Consider the following 25,162-nt stretch of genomic DNA (forward strand, 5'->3'; position numbering starts at 1 on the left):
ACGTCACTTCCCGAAGCCGAAGCCGTTGCCGGAGCCCTCGACCTTGGCGCGCAGCCGCTTGCCCTTCTCGGTGGCCTGGTCGTTGAGGTCCTGCTGGAAGTCGCGCATCCGGGCCAGGAGGTCCTCGTCGTGGGCGGCCAGGATGCGGGCGGCGAGCAGGCCGGCGTTGCGGGCGCCGGCGACGGAGACCGTGGCGACCGGCACACCGGCCGGCATCTGCACGATCGACAGCAGGGAGTCCATGCCGTCGAGGTACTTCAGCGGCACGGGCACGCCGATGACCGGCAGCGGGGTGACGGAGGCGAGCATGCCGGGGAGGTGGGCGGCGCCGCCGGCCCCCGCGATGATCACCTTCAGTCCCCGGTCGGCCGCCTGCTCGCCGTACGTCACCATCTCGCGCGGCATGCGGTGCGCGGAGACGACGTCGACCTCGTAGCCGATCTCGAACTCGTCGAGGGCCTTGGCGGCGGCCTCCATGACGGGCCAGTCGCTGTCCGATCCCATGACGATGCCTACGACAGGGCTCATTCGGTGATCGTGCCTCTCAGGTAGCCGGCAGCGTGACGGGCGCGCTCCAGCACGTCGTCCAGGTCGTCGCCGTAGGTGTTGACGTGGCCGACCTTGCGGCCGGGCTTCACGTCCTTGCCGTACATGTGGATCTTGAGCTGGGGGTCGCGGGCCATGCAGTGCAGGTACGCGGAGTACATGTCCGGGTAGTCGCCGCCGAGGACGTTGACCATGACCGTCCACGGGGCGCGCGGGCGCGGGTCGCCCAGCGGCAGGTCGAGGACGGCGCGGACGTGGTTGGCGAACTGGCTGGTGACCGCGCCGTCCATGGACCAGTGGCCCGAGTTGTGCGGGCGCATCGCGAGCTCGTTGACGAGGATGCGGCCGTCGCGGGTCTGGAACAGCTCCACGGCGAGGTGGCCGACGACGCCGAGTTCCTTGGCGATGGTCAGGGCCATCCGCTCGGCCTGGAGCGCGAGGGCCTCGTCGAGGCCGGGCGCCGGGGCGATGACCGTGTCGCAGACGCCGTTGACCTGCTGGGACTCCACCACCGGGTAGGCGACGGCCTGGCCGTGCGGGGAGCGGACGACGTTGGCGGCGAGTTCGCGCACGTAGTCGACCTTCTCCTCGGCGAGGACCGGCACGCCGGCCCGGAAGGGGTCGGCGGCCTCCTCGACGGAGTCGACGACCCACACGCCCTTGCCGTCGTAGCCGCCGCGGACGGTCTTGAGGACGACGGGGAATCCCTCGCCCTCGGCGGCGAAGGCCGCCACGTCCTGCGGGTCGCTCACGAGGCGGTGGCGCGGGCACGGCACACCGATCTCGGTGAGCTTCGCGCGCATCACGCCCTTGTCCTGGGCGTGCACGAGCGCCTCGGGGCCCGGGCGGACGGGGATGCCGTCCGCCTCCAGGGCCCGTAGGTGCTCGGTGGGTACGTGTTCGTGATCGAAGGTGATCACATCGCACCCCCGCGCGAAGTCACGCAGGGTGTCCAGGTCGCGGTAGTCGCCTACGACGACATCGCTCACCACCTGGGCCGCGGAATCCTGGGGAGTGTCACTGAGGAGCTTGAACCTGATGCCCAACGGGATGCCCGCCTCGTGTGTCATCCGAGCGAGCTGACCCCCGCCGACCATGCCGACTACCGGGAATGTCACGCCCCTAGGGTATCGGCCACGCCGGACGACCGGATTGCGCGCCTCTCCCGGAGGCCCTCCGCCGCCGTTCCCCCGGTCTTGCCCCGGTCCTCCCCCGGCACTCCGGCGGCACTCCGGCGGCCCGCTCACAGGCCTCGTGAGACGCACCACAGGAAACCTGTCAGGGGGGTGGTTAGCATGGCTGGGTTGACGAAACCGACACCCGGACGGGGGCCTGTACGGCCATGGCACAAGGTTCCTCGGATGGTTCCGCGGGGGATGGGCGGCTGCGGAGAATGGCCCGCGAGCTCGCCCGGTTCGGCGCCGTGGGCGGAGCGGGCCTCCTGGTCAACCTCGCCGTGTTCAACCTCGTGCGGCACACCACCGATCTGCCGGTGGTGCGGGCCAGCGTCATCGCGACCGTCGTCGCCATCGTCTGCAACTACGTCGGGTTCCGCTACTTCGCGTACCGCGAGCGCGACAAGAGCGGGCGGACGCGTGAGCTGACCCTGTTCCTGCTGTTCAGCGCGGTGGGACTGGTCATCGAGAACGGGCTGCTGTTCCTGGCCACGTACGGCTTCGGGTGGGACGGCCGGCTCCAGAGCAACGTGTTCAAGTTCCTCGGCATCGGTGTCGCCACGCTGTTCCGATTCTGGTCGTACCGGACGTGGGTGTTCCGGGCGATTCCCGTGCGGGGGGCCGTGGCGGGGGCGGAGTCGGTGCTGGCGGCGGAGTCGCGGCAGCCGCAGCCGACGCAGCGGGTGAGCTGAGCGGCGCCGGCACCTCACCTGCGCACCACGTGACCGGCACACCACGTGAGCGGCACAGCACGTGACCGGCACACCACGTGAGCGGCACACCACGTGACCGGCACACCACGTGAGCGGCACACCACGTGACCGGCACGCCACGTGAGCGGCACGCCACCGGCGCCTACGTGACCGGCACACCACGTGACCGGTGCCTCAGCGCACCCGCAGCTCAGCGCACCGTCGGCTCGTCCGCGGCGGGCGTCTTCTTCTGCGGAGCCGTCCGGGACAGGAACAGGCCGAAGACCGGGGGCTGGGCCTGGAGCATCTCCAGGCGGCCGCCGTCGGCCTCGGCGAGGTCGCGGGCGACGGCGAGGCCGATGCCGGTGGAGTTGCGGCCGCTGATGGCCCGCTCGAAGATGCGGGCGCCGAGGTCGGCGGGGACGCCGGGGCCCTCGTCGGTGACCTCGATGACGGCCTGGTTGCCGGTGACGCGGGTGCGCAGGGCGACGGTGCCGCCGCCGTGCATGAGGGAGTTCTCGATCAGGGCCGCCAGCACCTGGGCGACCGCGCCCGGGGTGCCCACCGCCTGGAGGTGGCGCTTGCCGGAGCTGACGATCGCCCGGCCCGCGCTGCGGTAGGCGGGGCGCCACTCGGCGAGCTGCTGCTGGATGACCTCGTCGAGGTCGAAGGTGACGGCGGAGCCGGTGCGGGGGTCGCGGGAGTTCGTCAGCAGGCGCTCGACCACGTCCGTGAGGCGCTCCACCTGGGTGAGCGCGATGGTCGCCTCCTCCTTCACCGTCTCCGGGTCGTCGGTGACGGTGATCTCCTCCAGCCGCATGGAGAGCGCGGTCAGGGGCGTCCGCAGCTGGTGGGAGGCGTCGGCGGCGAGGCGTCGCTCGGCGGTGAGCATACGGGCGATGCGTTCGGCGGAGGCGTCGAGGACGTCGGCGACCCGGTCCAGCTCGGGGACGCCGTAGCGCTTGTGGCGGGGGCGCGGGTCGCCGGAGCCGAGGCGTTCGGCGGTCTCGGCGAGGTCGGTGAGGGGGGAGGCGAGCCGGTTGGCCTGGCGGATGGCGAGGAGTACCGCGGCGATCACCGCGAGCAGCGCCACCAGCCCGATGATCAGCAGGGTGCGGCCGACCTCGCGCGTCACGGAGGAGCGCGGCTCCTCGATGACGACCGTCTCGCCCTCCTCGCCCCGCGCCCGGCCGCGGATGACGTCGCCCTCGGGCCGGGTGCCGACCTCGATGGCCCGCTGCCCGGGGATGCGGATCACGGCGTAGCGGTCGTGGGTGACCTGGTCGCGGAGCACCTCCGCGTCGACGGTCCCCGCGCCCAGCAGCCGGCTGTCCACGATGCTGGCGAGCCGCGCCGCCTCCAGCTCGACCCGCTCCTGCGCGCTGTTGCTGATCGTGCGCGTCTCGACGATGACCAGCGACACGCCGAAGACGGCGATCACGACGAGGACCACGGCGAGGGTGGACTGGATCAGACGGCGGCGCACAGGGATCTCCGGACGGTGACGCTACGAGACGGTATGGGCAACCCCGCCCAGGAGTGCGGGGAACGGCGCGGCCGGCCGTTCACGGCCCGCACCCGGGATGCGGCACGGGCGTCGGCGGCCCTGTAGCGCGTCGGCGCGGGTCCCGTCGAGCAGAGGCGTTCAGCTCTTCTCGAAGCGGAACCCGACCCCGCGCACGGTGGCGATGTAGCGGGGGTTGGCCGCGTCGTCGCCGAGTTTCTTGCGCAGCCAGGAGATGTGCATGTCCAGCGTTTTGGTCGACGACCACCACGTGGTGTCCCAGACCTCGCGCATCAGCTGGTCCCGGGTGACGACCCGGCCGGCGTCCCGGACGAGCACCCGCAGCAGGTCGAACTCCTTGGCGGTGAGCTGGAGCTCCTCCTCGCCCATCCAGGCGCGGTGCGACTCGACGTCGATGCGCACGCCGTGGGTGGCCGGCGGCTGCTGGGGCTCGGCGGAGCCGCGCCGCAGCAGGGCCCGGACGCGCGCGAGCAGTTCGGCCAGCCGGAAGGGCTTGGTGACGTAGTCGTCGGCGCCCGCGTCCAGGCCGACGACGGTGTCCACCTCGTCGGCGCGCGCGGTGAGGATCAGGATCGGCACGGCGTGGCCCTCGGCGCGCAGCCGGCGGGCCACCTCCAGGCCGTCCATGCCGGGCAGGCCGAGGTCCAGCACGACCAGGTCGACGCCGCCCTGCAGGCCGGCGTCGAGCGCGGACGGTCCGTCCTCCCGCACCTCGACCTCGTACCCTTCCCGGCGCAGTGCGCGGGCCAGCGGCTCCGAGATGGACGCGTCGTCCTCGGCGAGCAGTACACGGGTCATGAGCCGATGGTAGTCCGCACGGGGCGGGGCCAGAGGTGTGACGGCCGACCCGGCCTCTTACTCAGGGACATGACGGACATTCACCCCGCGCGACACGAGGGATCATGGTCTGGACCTGGGGTCCAGAGATGTCATCCTGGTATGGACCTTGAAAAGTGAGACCTGGTTCCTGGATCACCTGTGATCCGTGTCTCAAGTCCTTCCATATCCGGCACTGTCCTGCCGTATGGTGAAAGGACGCCTGTAGCACCGCGGGGACCCTTGGCGCTCGACGACTTGACGCCGGGGGTCTCTTTTGTGTGCGGGCTGGTTCTCACCAGCCCTGGAAAGGAATGACCTGTGGCCGGGCCCCCTGCGCGGGGGCGTGGATCCCGGTGGTCGCCGTCCGCCGTTCCGAGACCCGGAGCGGGCTCCCCGTGGGCGTGGGGTGGACGCGCCGAGCGCCGGTGCCGGCCGCCCCCACCGGGCGCGTAACGCTCCACTCATGCGTCCCGACCAGCAAGGAACGACCATGGCGTCCAGCCTGACGAAGGACTCGGTCCGTCCGGGCACCCCCGGCTCCGGAAAGACCTTCTTCGGCCACCCCCGCGGACTGGCCACTCTCTTCATGACCGAGATGTGGGAGCGTTTCTCCTACTACGGCATGAGGGCTCTGCTCCCGCTGTACCTCGTCGCCCCGGGCGGGCTGCACCTGAACGCGGCCAGCGCGACCGCGATCTACTCGGTGTACGTCTCGCTGGTGTACCTGCTCGCCATGCCGGGCGGCTGGTTCGGCGACCGCGTCTGGGGACCGCGCAAAACCGTCGCCGTCGCCGGCGCGGTCATCATGCTCGGCCACCTCACGCTGGCACTGCCCTCGTCGGGCACGTTCTACGCCGGTCTCGGTCTGGTCGCCATCGGCTCGGGTCTGCTGAAGGCCAACATCTCCACGATGGTCGGCCACTTGTACGACGGTCCGGACGACCCGCGCCGCGACGGTGGCTTCACCGTCTTCTACATGGGCATCAATCTGGGTGCCTTCGCCGCGCCGCTGATCATCGGCACCATCGGTGAGAACGTCAACTGGCACCTGGGCTTCGCGCTCGCCGCGCTCGGCATGGCCCTGGGCCTGGTCCAGTTCCTGATCGGCAGCCGCCACCTGGACGCGCGCTCCAGCGTCGTCCCGAAGCCGCTGTCCGCCGACGAGAAGGCCTCGACGCTGCGCAAGTCCGCGATCTGGGCCGCCATCGCCGTCGTCTTCTACGCGATCGTCGGGTTCTCCGGCCACTACACCCTGAACTGGGTCCTGGTCCCGCTGACCCTGCTCGGTGTGATCATCCCGGTGATGGTGCTGGTCAACATCAAGCGGGACAAGGATCTCGACCGCTCCGAGCAGTCGAAGATGTCCGCGTACATCTGGTTCTTCGTCGCCGCGGCCGTCTTCTGGATGATCTACGACCAGGGCGGCTCGACCCTGTCGATCTTCGCCGACTCCTCGGCCGAGAACAGCGTGCTGGGCTGGGACTTCCCGGTCTCCTGGTACCAGTCGGTCAACCCGGTCCTGATCATGGCGCTGGCCCCGGTCTTCGCCTGGATCTGGCTGGCGCTCAACCGGCGCGGCAAGGAGCCGAGCACGATCGTGAAGTTCGCCTCGGGCCTGGTGCTGATCGGCGCGTCCTTCTTCCTCTTCATGGCCCCCCTGTCCATCGCGGAGGGCGGCCACAAGGCGGCGGCGCTGTGGCTGGTGGCGATCTACTTCGTGCAGACCGTCGGCGAGCTGACGCTCTCTCCGGTCGGCCTGTCGGTCACCACGAAGATGGCGCCCGCGAAGTACGCCTCGCAGATGATGGGTGTGTGGTTCCTGGCCGTCACCGCCGGTGACGCCACGACCGGTCTGCTCTCCATCGCCGGCGTCGACCTGAACAAGACGGGCATCGTCGCCCTGGAGGCCACGCTCGCCGTGATCGCCGGTGTCGCCGTGTGGATGTACCGCAACAAGGTCAAGGAGCTCATGGGCGACGTCCGCTGACGTCCGGCCACGACCTCGCGGAGGGCCGTCGCACCGACAGGGTGCGGCGGCCCTCCGGGCTTTCGCGTCGCCCGCGCCGTCTGTCCGCTGTCGTGTGCCGACTGCCGCCTACCGGCTGTCGGCTGCCGACTGCCGCCTTACCGCCTACCGGCTGCCGGATGCCGGCTGCCGGCTGCCGCCTACCCGCCTGCCGCCCGGCCACTGACGCTGCCTCACGGCACGCCGGGAGGGCGGGGAAGGACGGGAGGGGGGCGCACCGGAGGTGCGGGCTCAGCCGTGCGGGTGGGCGAGAGGGCGGCTCAGGTCGGGCGGTTCAGGTCGGGCGGCTCGGACACCGCGACTTGGACGAGCAACGCGGACAAGGCGACTCGGACAAGGCACCTCGGACAGCGCGGCGCGGTCGGTGCCGCTACGCCGGAGCGCCCAGTTCGGCCCAGACGGTCTTGCCCGAGACGCCCGGTGTCCGGACGACCCCCCAGTCCAGGGAGAGCCGCTGGACGATGAACATGCCGTGGCCGCCGGGGCGTCCGGCGCGGTGGGGAGTGCGAGGGGCCGGCTGGCCGGTGCCGCGGTCGGAGACCTCCACCCGGATGACCTTGTTGTCGCAGCCCAGGAAGAGCTGATCGGGTCCCTCGGCGTGCAGGCAGGCGTTGGTGACCAGTTCGGAGACGACGAGCAGCACGTCCTCGGCCGCGGCCCGCCGGTCGGCGGTCGCGGCGGGCAGCCAGCCCCACGCGTACAGCGCCTGGCGGGCGAAGTCGCGGGCGAGCGGGACCACGCCGCTCTCGCCCTCGAAGCTCAGCCTGCGGACCTGACGACCCTCCGACACCCCGGAAGCGCCGCTGGGCTCCGGCCCGCGGTCGCCCGGCGAGTAAGGCCGGGTGGTGCTCATCAGCGCTTCACCTCACCGATTCACCAGTTCACGATGGACACGATTCGAGATTCCCGGAGTGCACGAGCTCCTCCCACGGGCACCGGATCCAGTACACACGGTCGACGGCCGTCGCACGGTCGGTCCGCTCATCCCGCCCCTCCTCGAGCTTGCGGAGCTCCTCGCGCTCCTCGTGCCGTACGTGGCGTACGGGCCGCACCACGCGCTGTGTCATCGACATGTTCAGGATGTCTCCTGCCCGACGGAACCGGCGGAACACCCCTCGTTCGCCCGCAGGTGAGCCGTCCCGTCCGCCCGGCCGCCCACGCGGCCGCCCCTCCCGCACCCCTTGCGCGCCCGTCCTGTGCGCCCCCGTACACCCTTCGGCACAGGTGTGACGCGCGTAACACGTCGACCGTGCGGGGGTGTGCGGAAGCCGGGGGGGCCACCCGCCGGGTCAGCCGTCGCCGTCGGCGAGGGCGGCCCCGACCGTGTCGTGCACGGTGAAGACGGCGTCCGCGCCGGTGATCTCGAAGACCCTGGCCACCACGGGCTGCATGCCCGCCAGGTGCACCGCGCCGCCGGCCGCCTCCGCCTTCAGGCGGGCGCCGAGCAGCACGTTGAGCCCCGTGGAGTCGCAGAACTCCAGCCGGGAGCAGTCCACGACCAGTCGGCTCAGCCCCTTGTCGAGGCAGCCCTCGAGTGGCTCACGCAACAGGTCGGCCGTGTGGTGGTCGAGCTCACCCGCCGGTGTCACGACGGCACTGGAGCCCTCTTCCCGCACCTCCACCAGAAGCCGGCCAGACTGTGCGCTGCCGACCGTCCCGCGGTCCATGCCGTGTCTCTCCCGAGGTCGTGACTGCTTGCTGACGCCCTCGAACACTACGCCCTCGATCCGCGCTCCAACAGCCGAACAATCACACACAAACGGACATAACTCAACAAAACGCACTTGCGATCGGCCGAGTAAAGCGGGTAGGGCTAGGAGGAACACGTACCCGACACGCCGGCTTTGGAGGCGCCGCACACCGTAGTGCACGCACTGGCTTCGGCAGCCATATGCCGAGAACGATGGAGGACATCATGTCATCCCGGCTCGACGCACCGCATACCCACAAAGCGACGTCGACACCCCCACCGGACCGTCTGAATCCCCTCGCGCAGGACAGCGATGCCACCGCGGACCCCGCCGACGCGCTCGCCGGGCTTCCGGAGATCCCGCCGTACGACGAGGTCGGACCCGTCGACGCGCGGGCCCTGTCCAAGACCCTCTTCGAGCGGCTGGAGTCGCTGGAGGAAGGAACGTACGAATACTCGTACGTCCGCAACACCCTCGTCGAGCTGAACCTCGCGCTGGTCAAGTTCGCGGCCTCCCGCTTCCGCTCCCGCAGCGAGCCGATGGAGGACATCATCCAGGTCGGGACGATCGGCCTGATCAAGGCGATCGACCGTTTCGAGCTGAGCCGGGGTGTGGAGTTCCCCACCTTCGCGATGCCAACCATCATCGGCGAGATCAAACGTTTCTTCCGTGACACCTCGTGGTCCGTGCGCGTCCCGCGCCGGCTCCAGGAGCTCCGCCTCGACCTGGCCAAGGCCGGGGACGAGCTGGCCCAGAAGCTCGACCGCGCCCCCACCGTGGCCGAGCTGGCGGAACGTCTCGGCATCTCCAACGACGAGGTCGTCGAGGGCATGGCCGCCTCGAACGCGTACACCGCCTCCTCGCTGGACGCCCAGCCCGAGGACGACGACGCCGAGGGCGCCCTCGCCGACCGCATCGGCTACGAGGACCACGGACTCGAGGGCATCGAGTACGTCGAGTCCCTGAAGCCGCTGATCGCCGAGCTCCCGCACCGGGACCGGAAGATCCTCTCCCTGCGTTTCGTCGCCGGCCTGACCCAGTCGGAGATCGGTGACGAACTCGGCATCTCCCAGATGCACGTCTCACGGCTGCTGTCGCGGACCCTGGTGCGGCTGCGCAAGGGCCTGACGCTGGAGGAGTGAGACCCGCCTCCGACGGGAGACCGAACGTCCAGTGCGGTCCGCGCCCGGGCGAGCAGCATGGTCTGCTCACCCGGGCGCGGGCGTGCCCCGGCGCGACGGGCGGGGTCGACGTGGGGTCCTCGTCCCGAGACGGGCCGCTGACCTGGCGTGCCTACGCCGCTTACGCTGAGCCGGCCCTCCGGCCCGCGGTGGGCGCACCGCGACCGCCGCGAGGAGCACGATGCCCGCCACCCCTGCCCGCCCCGGCCGGCTCGCCGACCTGCCCGTGCTGCTGGTCGCCGCGGTGTGGGGGTCCAGCTATCTCGCCGCCAAGGGGATCACCACGGCGGACACCGTCCTCGCGGTGCTGGTGCTGCGGTTCGCCGTCGCGCTGCCGGTGCTGGTCGTCGTGGGGTGGCGGCGGCTGCGCGCGCTGAGCGGGACGCAGGTACGCGGGGCGGGGCTGCTCGGGCTGGTCCTCGCCGGGATCTTCCTGCTGGAGACGTACGGGGTGGTGCACACCTCGGCGACGAACGCCGGTCTGATCATCAGCCTGACGATGGTGTTCACGCCGCTCGCGGAGAGCCGGGTGCGCGGGGTGCGGCTGCCGGGGTCGTTCCTGGCGGCGGCCGGTGTGTCGGTGCTCGGTGTGGCACTGCTGACGCAGGGCGCCGGGTTCACCGCCCCGTCGGGGGGTGATCTGCTGATGCTGGGGGCCGCCGTCGCGCGGACGGTGCATGTGCTGGCCATGGCGCGGATGGAGTCGGTACGGGGCGCGGACGCGCTGTCGCTGACGACACTTCAGCTGGGCGGCGCGGTGGCCGTGTTCGCGGTGCTGGTGGCGGTGCCGGGGACGGGCGCCTCGCCGTGGGCGGCCGCGGGGGCGTTCGACGCCGGGGACTGGCTGGGGCTTCTCTACCTGGCGGTGTTCTGCACGCTGTTCGCGTTCTTCGTGCAGATGTGGGCGGTCCGCCGCACCTCCCCGTCGCGGGTCAGCCTGCTGCTGGGCACGGAACCGGTGTGGGCGGCGGCCGTGGGCATCGCGCTGGCGGGGGACCGGCCCGGTGCGCTCGGGTTCCTTGGCGCGCTGCTGGTGCTGGTGGGGACCGGATGGGGGCGGGCGGTGGCGGACCGGGGGCGCGTGGTGGCGGGGGCGGGCGCTCAGGCGACGCGTACACCTCGCCGCCACACCTGTGACACCAGCGGCACGCCCGGCCGGTAGGCCAGGTGGACGTGGCTCGGGGCGTCCAGGAGGACCAGGTCGGCGTAGGCGCCCGGGGTGAGGCGGCCGATGTCCGTGCGGCGCAGCGCGGCCGCTCCGCCGGCGGTGGCGGACCAGACGGCCTCGTCGGGAGTCATGTGCATGTCCCGCACCGCGAGCGCGATGCAGAACGGCACGGAGGACGTGAAGGACGAGCCCGGGTTGCAGTCGGTGGACAGGGCCACGGTGACACCCGCGTCGAGGAGGCGGCGGGCGTCGGGCCACTCGGCGCGGGTGGAGAACTCCGCGCCGGGCAGGAGGGTGGCGACGGTGTTCCCACTGGCGAGGGCGTCGACGTCGGCGTCGGTGAGGTGGGTGCAGTGGTCGGCGCTGGCGGCGTCCAGTTCGACCGCCAGTCGCACGCCGGGGCCGTAGGAGAGCTGGTTGGCGTGGATGCGGGGGTGCAGTCCCCGGGCCTTGCCGGCGGTGAGGACGGCGCGGGCCTGGTCGCCGTCGAAGGCGCCCTCCTCGCAGAAGACGTCGATCCAGCGGGCGTGCGGGGCGCAGGCGTCGAGCATCTCGCCGGTGACGAGGGCGACGTAGGCGGCGGGGTCGTCGGCGTGGTCCGGCGGGACGATGTGGGCGCCGAGGTAGGTGACCTCGTCGGTGTGGCGGGCGGCGATGCGCAGGGCGCGGGCCTCGTCGGCGACCGTCAGGCCGTAGCCGGACTTGGTCTCGAGGGTCGTGGTGCCCTGGTGCAGCGCCTCGCGGAGGTAACGGGTCAGGTTGGCCTCGAGCTCCGCGTCGCTGGCGGCACGGGTGGCGGCGACGGTGGTGCGGATGCCGCCGGCGGTGTAGCCGCGGCCGGACATACGGGCGTTGAACTCGGCGGTGCGGTCGCCGGCGAAGACCAGGTGGGAGTGGGAGTCGACGAAGCCGGGGATGGCGGCCCGGCCCGCTGCGTCGACCCGATTGTCAGTGGCGGGTGCTTTGCTTCGGTCACCGGTCCACACGACGCGGTCGCCTTCGATGGCGACGGCCGCGTCCTGGATCAGTCCGAGGGGGGATCCTTCCCCGCTCTCGAATCCGCTCGAGCGGGAGGGATCGTTGGTGACCAGGGCGGCGATGTTGGTGATGAGCGTGCTCGCGGTGCTCGCGGAGTGGGCGGGGCTGACGGTCGTCGCGTTGCTCATGGCGTCCTTGCTGGCCTGGTCGGCGGTGGGATGGGGTTCGGGGGCGGGGGCGGGCCGTGCGGGTGGGCGGCCCGCGGTCATCCGCGCAGGGCTGCGACGGCGTCCGCGAGGGCTTTCGGCACATCCGGTACGAGGGAGTGGCCCCCGTCCCGTACGACGTGCCGACCCCCCACGACCGTGTGCGACACGTCTGCCGCCGACGCGGCGAATACGGCCGTCTCGGCCCCGAGCCGCGGAAGCGGCCCTGCCGTCCTGACCGAGTCGAGGGCGATCGTCGTGAGGTCGGCGCGCGCGCCGGGCTCGATGGTGCCGGCGTCGTTCCAGCCGAGGGCCGCGTGGCCGTCGGTGGAGGCCGCCCGCAGAAGGGCCGCCGCCGTCCAGTGGCCTCGCGTACGGCTGCGCAGCCGCTCGTTCAGCTCCATCGCGCGGGCCTCTTCGAGCAGGTCGATCACGGCGTGGCTGTCGGAGCCCAGGCACAGGGGTGAGCCGGCGGCCTGGAGGGCGACGGCCGGGCCGATGCCGTCGGCCAGGTCCCGTTCGGTGGTCGGGCACATGCAGGTGCCGGTGGAGGACTCGCCGAGGAGGGCGATGTCCTCGGCGGTGAGGTGCGTGTTGTGCACGCCGGTGGTGCGCCGGCCGAGGACGCCGTGCTCGGCGAGGAGCTGGGTCGGTGTGCACCCGTGGGCCTCGCGGCAGGCATCGTTCTCGGCGGTCTGCTCGGACAGGTGCACGTGCAGCGGCGCCCCGCGTTCCTCTGCCCATCGCGCCACGGTGGCCAACTGCCCGGCGGGCACGGCCCGTACGGAGTGGACGGCCGCTCCGATCCGTGTGTGATCCCGTTCCTTGAGAAGTGAACAGCGTTCGGCCCAGGCGTCCGCGCTGCCGTCGGAGAAGCGGAGCTGGTGGGTGTCGGGCGGCTGTCCGAAGCCGGAGGACAGATAGGCGGTGTCGAGGAGGGTGATGCGGATGCCGGCTTCGGCGGCGGCCTCGATCAGGGCCTCGCCCATCGCGTTCGGGTCGGCGTAGGGGGTGCCGCCGGGGGTGTGGTGCACGTAGTGGAACTCGCCGACCGCCGTGATGCCGGCGAGGGCCATCTCGGCGTACACCGCGCGGGCGAGCGCGTGGTAGGTCTCCGGGGTCAGCCGGTCGGCGACCCCGTACATGACCTCGCGCCAGGTCCAGAAGGTGCCGGAGCCGACCTGGACGGTGGAGCGCAGGGCGCGGTGGAAGGCGTGGCTGTGGGCGTTGGCCAGGCCGGGCAGGGTGAGGCCGCGCAGCACCTCCGCACCGGGCGGCGGGGCGGGCGTGCCGGTGCGGACGGCGGTGATCCGGCCGGCCGCCGCCTCCACCGCGACTCCTGGCTCGACGCGGGTGCCGAGCCAGGCGTGCTCCAGCCAGTACGTCCGTGTCGACTGCGTGGGGGTCACGTGCAGGCCAGTCCTTCCAGTACGTCGGCGAGCGCGCGTACCCCGGCCAGGCAGTCGTCCTCGGCCGCGAACTCGTCCGGGGAGTGCGAGACGCCCGTGGGGTTGCGCACGAACAGCATGGCGGTCGGGACGCTCCCGGAGAGGATCCCGGCGTCGTGTCCGGCGCCGGTGCCCAGGACCGGGACCTTCAGGCCGGTGTCGTGGCCCAGGATGCGGGCGAGTTCGTCGCGCAGGGCGTGGTCGAACTCGACGACGGGGGTGAAGGACTCGCGGACGACGTCGAGGTCGACGCCGTGGGCGTCGGCGTACTCGCGGGCGGCCTTCTCGATGCCGCCGACGACGGTGTCGAGGCGGTCCTGGTCGGCGGCGCGGGAGTCGAGCCAGCCGCGCACCAGGGAGGGGACGGCGTTGACGCCGTTCGGCTCGACGGAGATCTTGCCGAAGGTGGCGACGGCGTCCGCGAGGCGCGCCTCGCGCCGGGCGGCGAGCACGGTCTGCGCGTACGGCAGCATGGGGTCCCGCCGGTCGGCGAGCCGGGTGGTGCCGGCGTGGTTGGCCTCGCCCCGGAAGTCGAACCGCCAGCGCCCGTGCGGCCAGATGGCGCTGGCGACGCCCACCTGGTCGCCGCTGAGGTCGAGGGCCCGCCCTTGTTCGACGTGCAGTTCGACGAAGGCGCCGATGCGGGCCAGCCGCTCCGGGTCGGGTCCGATGGCGTCGGGGTCGTACCCGGCGGCCTCCATGGCCCGCGGGAGGGTGACGCCGTCGGCGTCGGTCAGCCGGTGGGCCTGCTCGGCGGTGAGCCGGCCGGCGGTGAGCCGGGAGCCCACGCAGGCGAGGCCGAAGCGGGCGCCTTCCTCGTCGCCGAAGTTGACGATGGCGAGGGGCCGGGTGAACGTCGCCCGCCGGGCGCGCAGTTCGTCGAGGGCGGCGAAGGAGGACACCACTCCGAGGGGCCCGTCGAAGGCGCCGCCGTCGGGCACGGAGTCGAGGTGGGACCCGGTGACGACGGCGTCGCCGGCGGTGGGATCGCCGAGCCAGGCCCACTGGTTTCCGTTGCGGTCGATCTCGTGGGTCAGCCCTCGGGCCTCGGCCTGCTCGGTGAACCAGGCCCGGCACTCGGCGTCGGCACCGCTCCAGGCGAAGCGCCGGTAGCCGCCGGAGTCGGGGTGCCGGCCGATGGGCAGCAGCTCACGCCACATCCGGTGGAACGACCCGCCGGCCGTCCCGGTCCGTGGGGGCTCGTTCCGCGGGGCGGCGGGGGTGTCTCCGGCCGGGTGGGGCGGGTGCGGCCGGGAGGCGGGGCGGGGCCGGGAGGCGGGGCGGATGGGCTCGGCCGGACCGGCCACCGACGGCGACGGCGACGGCGTCTGCGACGGCGACTGCGACTGCGACTGCGACTGCGACTGCGACGGCTCGGTACCCACCGGGCGGTCGCCGCCGTGCGCGCTTGCGGGCCGGCTCACGCGTCGTCACCCTGACGGCCCTGGCGACCCTCACGGCCCCCGCGGCCCGCACCGTCCAGACCGCCCTCGCCGCCCTCGCCGCCCTCTCCGCCCACGCCGCCCTCTCCGCCCTCTCCGCCCTCTCCGCCCTCGCGCATGGGAACGCGCACGCCCCGCTCGTCGGCGACCGACTCCGCGAGGTCGTAGCCGGCATCGACGTGCCGGATGACGCCCATGCCGGGGTCGTTGGTCAGCACCCGCCGGATCTTCTCGCCGGCCAGCCTGGTGCCGTCGGCCACCGTCACCTGGCCCGCGTGCAGGGAGCGGCCCATGCCGACGCCGCCGCCGTGGTGCAGGGACACCCATGACGCGCCCGAGGCCACGTTGACCATGGCGTTGAGCAGCGGCCAGTCGGCGATGGCGTCGGAGCCGTCGAGCATGGCCTCGGTCTCGCGGTAGGGGGAGGCGACGGAGCCGCAGTCGAGGTGGTCGCGTCCGATGGCCAGCGGGGCGGCCAGCTCCCCGCTCGCGACCATGTCGTTGAACCGCTCGCCGGCCTTGTCGCGCTCGCCGTAGCCGAGCCAGCAGATCCGGGCGGGCAGGCCCTGGAAGTGGACCTTCTCCCCCGCCAGTTGGATCCAGCGGGCCAGGGACTCGTTCTCCGGGAAGAGGTCGAGGATCGCCCGGTCGGTCTTCGCGATGTCGGCCGGGTCGCCGGACAGCGCCGCCCAGCGGAAGGGGCCCTTGCCCTCGCAGAAGAGGGGGCGGATGTAGGCGGGGACGAAGCCGGGGAAGGCGAACGCCCGGTCGTACCCGGCCAGTCGGGCCTCGCCGCGGAGGGAGTTGCCGTAGTCGAAGACCTCGGCGCCGGCGTCGAGGAAGCCGACCATCGCCTCGACGTGCCGGGCCATGGACTCACGGGCGCGGGTGGTGAAGCCCGCCGGGTCCTTGGCCGCGTACCCGGCCATGTCGTCGAAGTCCACGCCGGTGGGCAGGTAGGCCAGCGGGTCGTGGGCCGAGGTCTGGTCGGTGACGATGTCGATGGGCGCCCCCGCGGCGAGGAACCGCGGGACGAGGTCGGCGGCGTTGCCGAGGACGCCGATGGAGAGCGGGCGGCGCGCGTCACGGGCCTCGACGGCCAGGCGCAGCGCGTGGTCGGGCGAGTCGGCCTTCACGTCGAGGTACCGGTGCTCGATGCGGCGTTCGATGGCGCGCGGGTCGCAGTCGACGCAGATCGCGACGCCGTCGTTCATGGTCACGGCGAGCGGCTGGGCGCCGCCCATGCCGCCGAGGCCCGCGGTGAGGGTGATCGTGCCGGCGAGGGTGCCGCCGAACTTCTTGGCGGCGACGGCGGCGAAGGTCTCGTAGGTGCCCTGGAGGATGCCCTGGGTGCCGATGTAGATCCAGGAACCGGCCGTCATCTGGCCGTACATGGTCAGTCCCAGCTGTTCCAGCCGGCGGAACTCCTCCCAGGTGGCCCAGTCGCCGACGAGGTTGGAGTTGGCGATCAGGACGCGGGGCGCCCACTCGTGGGTCTGGAGGACGCCGACGGGGCGGCCGGACTGGACGAGCATGGTCTCGTCCTGCTTCAGGGTGCGCAGGGTGCGGACCATCGCGTCGAAGGAGCGCCAGTCGCGCGCCGCCTTGCCGGTCCCGCCGTAGACGACGAGCTTGTCGGGGTGTTCGGCGACCTCGGGGTCGAGGTTGTTCTGCAGCATCCGCAGGGCGGCCTCCTGCTGCCACCCCAGGGCGCTCAGTTCCGTGCCGCGCGGCGCTCGTACGGGGCGGGGTCCTGACATGGTCTGCCTCCTCGTGGCGGGGACGGTCCCGACGGATGTTGCTGCTGTTATTCACATCCTGGCTTCATGAATAGAGCTAGTCAACACCGGGGCGCGACAGGAGAGGCGACGGACACGCCGCCACAAGGCGCGCCACCACAAGGCGCGAGGCTCACGAGTTCTGGACCGGGGGGGGACACACCGGACGGCGCACCGGGGGCTCATCGGCGCCGGGGGCGCATCGGGGGACGCGCCGGAGGGCGCACAGCATCACCCCCGCCACCCCAGCCGCACCCCCACCACCCCAGCCACACCCCCACTCCCTTGCCGCGCGCCCGCGGACGGTGTTGAAACAGGAACAGGAGGGACAGCGGACAACGGGGATGAGAAAGAGGGCAGTCGACCCACCCTAGCCACGCGGCGCATGTTCCGCTGGAAAATGCCAATTCCCTCACCCCCTCGCGCCTACGTTGCGTAGCGTCTCCCTCACTCAGCCGAACCGCAGGCGGGAGGGGAGCCAACGGTGCCCGGAATCGACGAGTGCCTACTGGAGGCCATGCGGCTGCCCGGGGCCCGGGGAGCCGCACTGGTCGACTGGACCAGCGGACTGGCCCTGGGCACCGTCGGGGAGTTCCCGGGCGGAGACCACGAGGCCGCCGCCGCCGAGGCCGCGGAGGTGGCACGGCTCACGGCCGAACAACGGGCGTTCACGCCCGGCGACGGGGACGCGGCCGAGGCCGCCGACCCTCCGGTCGAGGACCTGATCATCAGCAACCGGGACAGCTACCACGTCCTGCGGTTCGTGCCGACCTCCTTCGACAGCAGCCTGTTCCTGCACGTGTGGCTGGCCCGGCCGGACGGCAATCTCGCACTGGCCCGCATACGGCTGGGCGAGATGGCCGGACGGCTGGTGCTGGGATGACCGTCGTGGGGACGACCCCGCCTCCCCGGCTGCCGATGCGGGACAGAGCGGCGGCTCGGGACCACGCGGGCGGCGGGGTGTCGCCGATGCTGACACGGCTCGCCGCCGAACGGGCCACCGGCGTCCTGGAGCGCGAGTGCGGCGCCCTGCACCTCGTCGAGGGCCGGGTGGCGCACGCCGAAAGCCCCTACGCCCCCGGTCTCGACGTGCTCCTGCCGGCCCACGGCACGCTCGACGCCGCTGTCTGGCGGGAGGCGGTGGAGCGCGCCGACGAGCGCAACGGCGCGGCCCGGCTGCTGCTCGACGCCGGGCGCATCGGACAGGGCGCGCTGGAGATGTGCCACCTGGGGGCGCTGTACGACGCGGCGTACTTCGCCCTCGCCCCCAGCAGCGCGCCGGGCCGGTTCCATTACGGCACCGGGCACTGGTTCGGGGTGCTGCGGCCGGTCACGGTCGACGCCCTGGAGCGGGAGACGCTGCGCCGCCGTGAGCTGCTGCACCGGCTGTGGCCGGACCCGCTGCCGGACACCGCGCCGCTGCTGCGTACCGAGCCCGTCGCCGCGCCGGGGCTCACCGCCCGGCAACGGGCGGTGCTGGCGCTGGTGGACGGGGTGCGCACCGCGTCGGACATCGCCCGGGCGCTGGGCCGGCAGGCGTTCGCCACGCTGGTGGACGCGCGCCGGCTGGCGGCGGCCGGTCTGGTGGCCGCGCGGTTCCCGCCCTCCGCGCCCGAGGCCCCGCCGGACCTGGACCTGCCCCGTGTCGACGACCCCGACATCACGTTGCTGAAGAGGCTCAGGGATGCGCTGGAGGCCCTTTGAACGGCAGCGACCGCGTGCCGAGAGGAGGGCGCTGATGGCGGCCGAGCCGGAGATACGCGCCGAGTTGCGGCGGCTGCGGGCCCGGGTGCCCCAGCTGACCGGAGCGCTGGCGGCGGGCGTGGACGGCCTCGTCCTCGCCCACGACATCCCCGGTGTGGAGCCGGAGGGCGCGGCCGCGCTCACCTCCGCCGCGCTCGCCGTCGCCGTGCGCATGACGGACGCGACCGGCCGGGGCGCCTTCCGCGAACTGCTCGTCCGCGGGGTGCACGGCTACGTCGCGACGTACGCGGCCGGGGAGGGCGCCGTGCTGACGGTGCTCGCGCAGGACCGCGTCAACGTCGGCCGGCTGCACCTGGAGGGACGCCGGTCGGGAGCCCGCATCGGGGAGCTCGTCGACGCCGCGGCGCCACCCCCGGCCGCCCCGGCCGCCCCGGCCAAGCCCGCCCCGCGCACGCGGAGGAGCAGCGGCGCCGCAGACACCACAGGTGCCACGGGCACCACAGACACCACAGGTGCCACGGGCTCCACAGACACCACAGGTGCCACGGGCACCAGAGACAGCACTGCCGCCGCAGACACCACCGACCCCACCCACCCCACCGACACCGCCGGCGCGCGTTCGAGACGCGCGCGCAGGGCACGCACCACGACCGCCAACGCCCGCACCACCGCAGAAAGTTGAGAGGAACCAGTCATGGCCAACACCGAAACCGCGCTCAAGGAAGCACTCGCCTCCATCGAGGGCGCCACCGGCGTCGCGCTCGTCGACTACACCAGCGGCATGGCGCTGGGCACGATGGGCGGAGGCAAGAGCTTCGACCTCAACGTCGCCGCCGCGGGCAACACCGACGTGGTGCGCGCCAAGATGCGCACCATGGAGCACCTCGGTCTCAAGGCGCAGATCGAGGACATCCTGATCACGCTCTCCGACCAGTACCACCTGATCCGCCTGATCAGCGGGCGCGGCGGCAACGGGCTCTTCCTCTACCTGGTGCTGGACGCCAAGCGGGCCAACCTGGCGATGGCCCGCCACCAGCTGAAGAAGATCGAGGAGGACCTGGAGGTCTGAGCCGCCGGGGCCCGTCCCCCAGGTCCGAAGAGCCCGTCCGCCCGAGGGGACCTACACGAGTGCCGCGGTGCGGCGGCGCGCCCCGCCCGGGGCCGCGTCGCCCGCCGCGATACCCGTACTGCGGTAGGCCCTGACCTGCTTGCCGGCCGGACGGCCGCCGTTCCGGGCGAGCCAGTCGACCCGCACCCACAGCAGCGCGTCCTCGGCCCGCTCCAGCCGGCCCAGCCAGGCCGCCTTCAGCCGCAGCCCCGTACCGCATCCGGCGAGCAGCATGCCGCCCGCGGCCGGCACGGCGAACGCGCTGCCCAGCGCGGCGGCGAACGCCAGCAGCAGCCACCAGCGGTGACCGCGCCGCCAGACCCGCACGGTCACCCCACGGTCCTGCAACACGTCGTGCCGGCCCGCGCGGGCGGCACCCCGGGCGAGGGCGGCGTACCGCTTGCGGCGCGGCAGTACCACGACCGCCACCGCGACGACGAACAGCGCGGCGCCCGCCATCACCCCGATCCTCCGGCCCGTCACGCCCGGAACCAGTAGGCCGATGCCCGCCGCGAACGCGCCGAGCCACCACATCGGCGCGGCTCCGGCCCGCACGACGACGGCCACCCGAGCCAGTCCCTGACCTCCACGTGCCACGTTCCGCCTCCTCGTCGCCTCGACAACACACCTGAAATCTCTGGTCGAGGAGCGTAGCGAGCGAACGTGAGACCAGTCTGAGAACGCGTCATCTTCCGTGAGAACGCGCACCTCCGCGCGAACGGCACACCTGAGCGAACCGAACCGCGCACCCCCGCGAACCGCGCACGGCACAGCGGCCACGGCCGGCGGCAGCCGTCACTCCACGAACAGCCCCCGCGCCGCCGCCCTGGTGTCGAACTCCTCCAGCCGCGCCTGGGCGTCCGGCAGGTCGTCGCACATCGCCTCCAGCAGTACGCGCCCGAGCAGCATCGGGGCGCACGCGGTGTCGAAGGCGAGCCCCGTGCCGACGGCGGCGGGCAGCAGCAGGTCGGAGACCTTGGCGACCGGCGCGAACGCCGAGTCGGCGACCGTCACCACGGTCAGCCCGGACTCCTTGGCGTAGGAGAGGGTGTCGACGACCTCGCGGGGGTGGCGGGGCAGCGCGAAACAGAGCAGGGTGGAGGCGCCGGCGTGTACGGCGGCGTCGACCCGGTCGTGCAGCATCGACCCGCCCTCGTGCAGCAGCCGCACGTCGGGGTGGACCTTGGCGGCGAAGTACGCGAAGCCGTACGCCTGGGAGGCGGCGGCCCGCAGGCCGAGCACGGGGAGCGGCCGGGAGGCCGCCAGCAGCCGTCCCGCCCGCTGCACGGGACGGGGGTCGGCGAGCAGTTCCGCCAGATGCCTGAGGTTCTCGATCTCGGCCTCGACGGCCTGCTGGTACTCGTTGTACGAGCCCGCGTCCGCCGTCTGCTCGGCGGGCGCGACCTCGCGCAGGTGCTTGCGCAGGGCCGGGTAGCCGTCGAAGCCGAGGGCGACGGCGAACCGGGTGACGGAGGGCTGGCTGACCCCGGCCAGCTCGGCCAGCTCGACGCTGGAGAGGAACGGCACGTCGGCGGCGCGCCTCACCATGCTGTGCGCGATGCGCCGCTGGGTCGGTGTGAGCCGGTGCCCCTCGAAGAGCGCTTGCAGCCGTGCGGCCGGGCTGTCCGTCCCGTCGGTCGCCGCGTCCCTGTCCTCGCTGCTCACGCCTCGCTCCCCCTCCGTCTCGCGCCCGTCCGGCCGCGCCTATTCAGTCAGCAAGAACTCTGCATGACGCTATACAGCGAGGCAAGCCGCCCACGGGCATCCCGCCCCGGCCCCCGCCCCACGGGCATCCCGCCTCGCCCCCCGTCCCACGGCATCCCGCCCCGGCCCCCGCGCCGCGGCCCCCACACCGGCCCCGCCGCCCGCCCGGCGCGGTCACCACCCCACCGCCGCGACCGACCGAACACGGGGGCTACCCCCAGTGCCACCCCCGCGCCCCGTCCCTAGCGTGGACGGCATGACGGGACGGGAGACCACCATGGACGCGCGGGACGCCGAACTGAAGAAGGAACTCAACGCGACCCTGCGGGCCCGCGGAGAGCTGGGCGAGGAGTACGAGTCGGCGCTGGTGGACTCCTTCCTGGAGAAGGTCGACCAGCGCATCGACGGCGCGGTCGAGCGCAGGGTGCGCCGACAGTTCGCGGAGCAGCAGATGGTCGCGGCCCGCGACGGCCGCTCGTCCGGGGCGACGGACTCCTGGGGCGAGCGCTTCGGCTTCGGCATCGTCTCGCTGGTGCTGGCCGTCCCGCTGTCCGCGATCGGCGTGGGCGCGGCGGACCTGCCGGGGCTGCTGGTCTCCTGGGCCGGCATCGTCGGCGTCAACGTGGTCCAGGCCGCCCGCACCCAGCCCGGCCTGTTCGGTGGGCTGCGCCGCCGGCCCTCCGGAGACGGCGGCTGGAAGGACTGACCGGGCCGGCACCCACCGGGGCGGACACACGGGCGCAGAGACAGCCGACACAGGGACACTCGGGCACAGAGGCACACAGGCACAGAGGCACACGGGCACACGGGCACAGGGCACAGAGAGCGGGAGCGGCCCGCGGGCACGGCCCGGAGAGCACCGGGACGGACGCGACCGGCGACCGGTGGGCCGTGCGGAAAAAGGCCACCGGTGGGTCATGAGAAAAAGGGCGGCCGATGGGCCGCGGGGAAAAAGCTGTGCGCGGGGACCGCCGCACCCCCGTCACCGGGGGGCGGGACGACGGCGGTCCCCGCGTGGGACGCGGGCCGGCCGGAGCCGGGCTTGCGCGTCCTGGCGTCTGTGGAGGTCCGGGAGCCGCTCCGGAGGTCCGTGACGCCGTTTCGGTGCCGGCCGGGGCGGGGAGCCGCTCCCGCCCTGCCGACACCCACTAATGTGCCGGACCCGTGTTAAGCGTGTGCTGCGCGGACGTGACGCGCGCGTACCACTTCCGCGAAGTCCACCTCTTCGGTAGACAAACGGAAGTTCACCGCCGACGGGCCCGGTTCACCGCAGGTTTGCCCGGAGTCCGCCCCCGCGCCCCGTGGAAGCTACTTCCCGCCCTTGGCCAGGAACGCCAGCAGGTCCTGGCGGCTGACGACCCCGCTGGGCTTGCCCTCGACGAGGACGATGGCCGCGTCCGCCGCGCCCAGCACGGTCATCAGGTCGCCGACCGGTTCGCCGGAGCCGACCTGCGGCAGCGGGGCGGACATGTGCTTCTCCAGCGGGTCCTCCAGCGAGGCCTTCTTGCTGAAGAGCGCGTCGAGCAGCTCGCGTTCGACGACCGAGCCGACGACCTCGGCGGCCATGACGTCCGGGTGACCGGCGCCCGGCTTCACCACCGGCATCTGCGAGACGCCGTACTCGCGCAGGACCTCGATGGCCTGGCCGACGGTTTCGTCGGGGTGCATGTGGACGAGGGACGGCATGGCGCCGGCGGCCTTGTCGCTGAGGACGTCGGCGACGCGGGCGCTGGGGCCCTCGTCCTCCAGGAAGCCGTAGTCGGCCATCCACTCGTCGTTGAAGATCTTCGAGAGGTAGCCGCGTCCGCTGTCGGGCAGCAGCACGACCACGACGTCGTCCGGGCCGAGCCGCTCGGCGACCCGCAGCGCGGCGACGACGGCCATCCCGCAGGAGCCGCCGACCAGCAGCCCCTCCTCCTTGGCCAGGCGCCGGGTCATCTGGAAGGAGTCCTTGTCGGACACGGCCACGATCTCGTCGGCGACGGTCCGGTCGTAGGCGGTGGGCCAGAAGTCCTCACCGACGCCCTCGACGAGGTACGGCCGGCCGGATCCGCCGGAGTAGACGGACCCCTCGGGGTCGGCGCCGACGACCTGCACCCGGCCGTCGCTGGCCTCCTTCAGGTAGCGGCCGGTGCCGGAGATGGTGCCGCCGGTGCCCACGCCCGCCACGAAGTGGGTGATCCGGCCCTCGGTCTGCTCCCACAGCTCGGGGCCGGTGGAGTGGTAGTGGGAGAGCGGGTTGTGGGGGTTGGAGTACTGGTCCGGCTTCCACGCGCCCGGCGTCTCGCGCACCAGCCGGTCGGAGACGTTGTAGTAGGAGTCAGGGTGCTCCGGGTCCACGGCGGTCGGGCAGACGACGACCTCGGCGCCGTACGCCCGCAGCACGTTGATCTTGTCGGTGCTCACCTTGTCGGGGCACACGAAGATGCACTTGTACCCCTTCTGCTGGGCCACGATGGCGAGCCCGACGCCGGTGTTGCCGCTGGTCGGCTCGACGATGGTGCCCCCGGGCCGCAATTCCCCGCTCTGCTCCGCCGCCTCGATCATGCGCAGGGCGATGCGGTCCTTCACGGAGCCGCCCGGGTTGAAGTACTCCACCTTGGCCAGGACGGTGGCCCGGATGCCCTTGGTCACGCTGTTGAGCTTCACCAGCGGGGTGTTGCCGACGAGGCTGATCATCGAGTCGTGGAATCGCACCGTTGTCTCCGGTCGCTTGCAAAGAACAGTGGTCTTGGTGGTGCCGCCAGCGTACGGCGCGGACCGCGGGCGGGACGTACGTTCACTCGCCGTGAAGATTGGACGACGGTCAGTACGGGGCAAGGAGTGGGTGTACGGACTCGAGGAGGTGGCGTCGAGGCATGACGAGCATGTCCAGGGCAAGAGTGGCCCGGCGCATCGCGGCCGGCGCGGCCTACGGCGGCGGCGGGATCGGACTGGCCGGCGCGGCGGTGGCCGGACTGCTGCTGGCGGAGGCGCAACTGGCCCGGCGCCATGTCAACGGCAACGGCGCCCATCCGCGCGTCCCGCAGGCGGACGGCCTGTACGGCCGGAACTTCGCCGCCCCGGGCGTGGAGGCCCTGCGGCTGACCCTGCTCGGCGACTCCACGGCGGCCGGCCAGGGCGTCCACCGGTCGGGGCAGACCCCGGGAGCCCTGCTGGCCTCCGGTCTGGCGGCGGTGGCGGAGCGGCCGGTGAAGCTGCGGAACGTGGCGCTGCCCGGCGCCCAGTCCGACGACCTCGACCGGCAGGTCGCGCTGGTCCTCGGCAACACCGGCCGGGTGCCCGACGTCTGCGTGATCATGATCGGCGCGAACGACGTCACCCACCGCATGCCCCCCACCCGCTCGGTGCGCCACCTCGCGGCGGCGGTACGGCGGCTGCGCACGGCCGGCGCGGAGGTCGTCGTCGGCACCTGCCCCGACCTGGGCACGATCGAGCCGGTCGGCCAGCCCCTGCGCTGGCTGGCCAGACGCGCCTCCCGCCAGCTGGCGGCCGCCCAGACGATCGGCGTCGTCGAGCAGGGCGGCCGTACGGTGTCGCTGGGCGATCTGCTGGGGCCGGAGTTCGAGGCGAACCCTCGCGAGCTGTTCGGGCCCGACCACTACCACCCCTCGGCGGAGGGGTACGCCACGGCGGCGATGGCGGTGCTGCCGACCGTGTGCGCGGCGCTGGGCCTGTGGCCGGCCGAGGAGGAGCGCCCGGACGCCTCCCGCCGCGAGGGGTTCCTGCCGGTGGCGCGGGCGGCGGCGGAGGCCGCGTCCGAGGCCGGTACGGAGGTCACCGCGGCCATGCCGACCGGGCCGCGGGGCCCGTGGGCGCTGCTGAAGCGGCGCAGGCGGCGCCGGCTGGCCGAGCCGGAGACGGCCACGGCGTCGCCCGGCAGCCGGTCGGGGGTCTGAGGCGCCCGCGCCGGGCGGATCCCCCGCCCGACCACCCAAAGCAAGCGCTTAGAAAGTGCGGCCAGGGTCACA

At 72.8% G+C, this 25,162-nt stretch carries 23 protein-coding genes and 1 pseudogene; 10 read left to right on the forward strand and 14 right to left on the reverse strand.

The genetic code is table 11. The features are described 5' to 3' along the window. Positions 1-3: 3 nt before the first annotated feature. Complete coding sequence (gene purE / locus ACFV9M_RS27900; protein WP_385069295.1) at positions 4-528, reverse strand: 5-(carboxyamino)imidazole ribonucleotide mutase; 525 nt, start codon at positions 526-528, stop codon at positions 4-6. Next, complete coding sequence (locus ACFV9M_RS27905; protein ID WP_385069296.1) at positions 525-1,664, reverse strand: 5-(carboxyamino)imidazole ribonucleotide synthase; 1,140 nt, start codon at positions 1,662-1,664, stop codon at positions 525-527. The genes purE and ACFV9M_RS27905 overlap by 4 nt, the downstream gene beginning before the upstream one ends. Positions 1,665-1,888: 224 nt before the next feature. On the opposite strand from ACFV9M_RS27905, the gene ACFV9M_RS27910 reads away from it, so the two are divergent. Beyond that, complete coding sequence (locus ACFV9M_RS27910) at positions 1,889-2,413, forward strand: GtrA family protein (protein WP_385069298.1); 525 nt, start codon at positions 1,889-1,891, stop codon at positions 2,411-2,413. A 211-nt stretch (positions 2,414-2,624) separates the two neighbouring features. Here the strand turns inward: ACFV9M_RS27910 and ACFV9M_RS27915 are convergent, their stop codons facing one another. Next, on the reverse strand, positions 2,625-3,899 hold the full coding sequence (locus ACFV9M_RS27915) for an ATP-binding protein (RefSeq protein WP_385069300.1): 1,275 nt from the start codon (positions 3,897-3,899) through the stop codon (positions 2,625-2,627). Positions 3,900-4,058: 159 nt separating this feature from the next. After that, complete coding sequence (locus ACFV9M_RS27920; protein WP_385069301.1) at positions 4,059-4,736, reverse strand: response regulator transcription factor; 678 nt, start codon at positions 4,734-4,736, stop codon at positions 4,059-4,061. Positions 4,737-5,247: 511 nt separating this feature from the next. Here ACFV9M_RS27920 and ACFV9M_RS27925 point away from each other — a divergent pair. After that, positions 5,248-6,744 carry an oligopeptide:H+ symporter gene (locus ACFV9M_RS27925; RefSeq protein ID WP_385069303.1) on the forward strand — a complete coding sequence of 499 codons (1,497 nt, stop codon included), beginning with the start codon at positions 5,248-5,250 and terminating at the stop codon, positions 6,742-6,744. Positions 6,745-7,153: 409 nt separating this feature from the next. Here ACFV9M_RS27925 and ACFV9M_RS27930 read toward each other — a convergent pair whose 3' ends face one another. The 3 genes from ACFV9M_RS27930 to ACFV9M_RS27940 form a co-directional block, all read right to left on the reverse strand. Next, on the reverse strand, positions 7,154-7,636 hold the full coding sequence (locus ACFV9M_RS27930) for an ATP-binding protein (protein WP_385069305.1): 483 nt from the start codon (positions 7,634-7,636) through the stop codon (positions 7,154-7,156). Between the two features lie 28 nt (positions 7,637-7,664). Next, a complete protein-coding gene (locus tag ACFV9M_RS27935) occupies positions 7,665-7,856 on the reverse strand; it encodes a hypothetical protein (protein WP_385069307.1) in 192 nt (63 codons plus the stop codon). 216 nt (positions 7,857-8,072) lie between these two features. After that, positions 8,073-8,450 (reverse strand): STAS domain-containing protein, encoded by a 378-nt coding sequence (locus ACFV9M_RS27940; protein ID WP_385069309.1) that lies wholly within the window; start codon positions 8,448-8,450, stop codon positions 8,073-8,075. Between the two features lie 236 nt (positions 8,451-8,686). Between ACFV9M_RS27940 and ACFV9M_RS27945 the strand changes: the two genes are divergently transcribed. Together ACFV9M_RS27945 and ACFV9M_RS27950 are read left to right on the forward strand one after the other, a co-directional pair. Beyond that, positions 8,687-9,616 (forward strand): RNA polymerase sigma factor SigF, encoded by a 930-nt coding sequence (locus ACFV9M_RS27945; protein WP_385069311.1) that lies wholly within the window; start codon positions 8,687-8,689, stop codon positions 9,614-9,616. Between the two features lie 220 nt (positions 9,617-9,836). Then, positions 9,837-10,817 (forward strand): DMT family transporter, encoded by a 981-nt coding sequence (locus ACFV9M_RS27950; RefSeq protein ID WP_385069312.1) that lies wholly within the window; start codon positions 9,837-9,839, stop codon positions 10,815-10,817. Here the strand turns inward: ACFV9M_RS27950 and hutI are convergent. From hutI to hutU, 4 genes and pseudogenes are all read right to left on the reverse strand, one after another. After that, positions 10,757-12,070, reverse strand: coding sequence for an imidazolonepropionase (hutI, locus tag ACFV9M_RS27955; protein ID WP_385069314.1), 1,314 nt, complete (start codon positions 12,068-12,070; stop codon positions 10,757-10,759). The genes ACFV9M_RS27950 and hutI overlap by 61 nt on opposite strands. Beyond that, positions 12,067-13,416, reverse strand: coding sequence for a formimidoylglutamate deiminase (locus ACFV9M_RS27960; RefSeq protein ID WP_385069316.1), 1,350 nt, complete (start codon positions 13,414-13,416; stop codon positions 12,067-12,069). The genes hutI and ACFV9M_RS27960 overlap by 4 nt, the downstream gene beginning before the upstream one ends. Continuing rightward, a complete protein-coding gene (locus tag ACFV9M_RS27965; protein WP_385069376.1) occupies positions 13,413-14,615 on the reverse strand; it encodes an allantoate amidohydrolase in 1,203 nt (400 codons plus the stop codon). The genes ACFV9M_RS27960 and ACFV9M_RS27965 overlap by 4 nt, the downstream gene beginning before the upstream one ends. Positions 14,616-14,998: 383 nt before the next feature. After that, a pseudogene (gene hutU / locus ACFV9M_RS27970) lies at positions 14,999-16,657 on the reverse strand (urocanate hydratase); the annotation flags it as partial. A 502-nt stretch (positions 16,658-17,159) separates the two neighbouring features. Between hutU and ACFV9M_RS27975 the strand changes: the two are divergent. The 4 genes from ACFV9M_RS27975 to ACFV9M_RS27990 are packed head-to-tail and all read left to right on the forward strand — an operon-like array spanning position 17,160 to position 19,448. Then, complete coding sequence (locus ACFV9M_RS27975) at positions 17,160-17,558, forward strand: hypothetical protein (protein ID WP_385069318.1); 399 nt, start codon at positions 17,160-17,162, stop codon at positions 17,556-17,558. Further along, positions 17,555-18,379 carry a transcriptional regulator gene (locus ACFV9M_RS27980; RefSeq protein ID WP_385069320.1) on the forward strand — a complete coding sequence of 275 codons (825 nt, stop codon included), beginning with the start codon at positions 17,555-17,557 and terminating at the stop codon, positions 18,377-18,379. The genes ACFV9M_RS27975 and ACFV9M_RS27980 overlap by 4 nt, the downstream gene beginning before the upstream one ends. Before the next feature lie 34 nt (positions 18,380-18,413). Beyond that, positions 18,414-19,061, forward strand: a complete 648-nt coding sequence (locus tag ACFV9M_RS27985) for a roadblock/LC7 domain-containing protein (protein ID WP_385069321.1) — start codon at positions 18,414-18,416, stop codon at positions 19,059-19,061. 12 nt (positions 19,062-19,073) lie between these two features. Further along, the gene (locus ACFV9M_RS27990) at positions 19,074-19,448 is read left to right on the forward strand and encodes a hypothetical protein (protein WP_189934487.1); all 375 of its coding nucleotides are present in this window, start codon (positions 19,074-19,076) and stop codon (positions 19,446-19,448) included. A 51-nt stretch (positions 19,449-19,499) separates the two neighbouring features. Here the strand turns inward: ACFV9M_RS27990 and ACFV9M_RS27995 are convergent, their stop codons facing one another. Both ACFV9M_RS27995 and ACFV9M_RS28000 read right to left on the reverse strand, forming a co-directional pair. Further along, complete coding sequence (locus ACFV9M_RS27995; protein ID WP_385069323.1) at positions 19,500-20,084, reverse strand: hypothetical protein; 585 nt, start codon at positions 20,082-20,084, stop codon at positions 19,500-19,502. A gap of 198 nt (positions 20,085-20,282) precedes the next feature. After that, positions 20,283-21,152 (reverse strand): MurR/RpiR family transcriptional regulator, encoded by an 870-nt coding sequence (locus ACFV9M_RS28000; protein ID WP_385069325.1) that lies wholly within the window; start codon positions 21,150-21,152, stop codon positions 20,283-20,285. A 316-nt stretch (positions 21,153-21,468) separates the two neighbouring features. On the opposite strand from ACFV9M_RS28000, the gene ACFV9M_RS28005 reads away from it, so the two are divergent. Continuing rightward, a complete protein-coding gene (locus ACFV9M_RS28005; RefSeq protein ID WP_385069377.1) occupies positions 21,469-21,897 on the forward strand; it encodes a hypothetical protein in 429 nt (142 codons plus the stop codon). Between the two features lie 602 nt (positions 21,898-22,499). Here the strand turns inward: ACFV9M_RS28005 and ACFV9M_RS28010 are convergent. Next, positions 22,500-23,888, reverse strand: a complete 1,389-nt coding sequence (locus tag ACFV9M_RS28010) for a cystathionine beta-synthase (RefSeq protein ID WP_385069326.1) — start codon at positions 23,886-23,888, stop codon at positions 22,500-22,502. Positions 23,889-24,049: 161 nt separating this feature from the next. On the opposite strand from ACFV9M_RS28010, the gene ACFV9M_RS28015 reads away from it, so the two are divergent. After that, positions 24,050-25,090 (forward strand): SGNH/GDSL hydrolase family protein, encoded by a 1,041-nt coding sequence (locus tag ACFV9M_RS28015; RefSeq protein ID WP_385069328.1) that lies wholly within the window; start codon positions 24,050-24,052, stop codon positions 25,088-25,090. Positions 25,091-25,162: the final 72 nt, after the last annotated feature.

Source organism: Streptomyces sp. NPDC059895, from assembly GCF_042731035.1.
In the GTDB taxonomy this organism is placed as follows: domain Bacteria; phylum Actinomycetota; class Actinomycetes; order Streptomycetales; family Streptomycetaceae; genus Streptomyces.